Genomic DNA, 327 nt, shown 5'->3' on the forward strand with positions numbered 1-327 from the left:
GCCCGCTAAGCGCCGGCGCCCAGCCACCCGCCCGCCCCCCGCGGGTGGCAGCTGCCCATCGAACACCATGAAACTCATCATTCTCGGCGCCGCAGCCGGCGGCGGCTTCCCCCAGTGGAACTGCAACTGCCGCAACTGCGCCGGCGTGCGCAGCGGCAGCCTGCGCGCCCGGCCGCGCACCCAGTCGTCGATCTGCGTGGCCGCCGACGGCAGCCCCGACTGGGCCCTGCTCAACGCCTCGCCCGACATCCTGCAGCAGAACAAGGCGACCCCCGAACTGCAGCCCGCCCGCAGCCTGCGCGACACCGGCATCGGCGGCATCCTGCT

General features: G+C 74.0%; 1 pseudogene. It reads left to right on the forward strand.

Features of this window, described 5'->3' with window-relative positions:
• Window positions 1-67 precede the first annotated feature (67 nt).
• A pseudogene (locus L6Q67_RS24020) lies at window positions 68-327 on the forward strand (pyrroloquinoline quinone biosynthesis protein B); the annotation flags it as partial.

It is taken from the genome of Zoogloea sp. (assembly GCF_023150065.1).
Taxonomy (GTDB): domain Bacteria; phylum Pseudomonadota; class Gammaproteobacteria; order Burkholderiales; family Rhodocyclaceae; genus Zoogloea.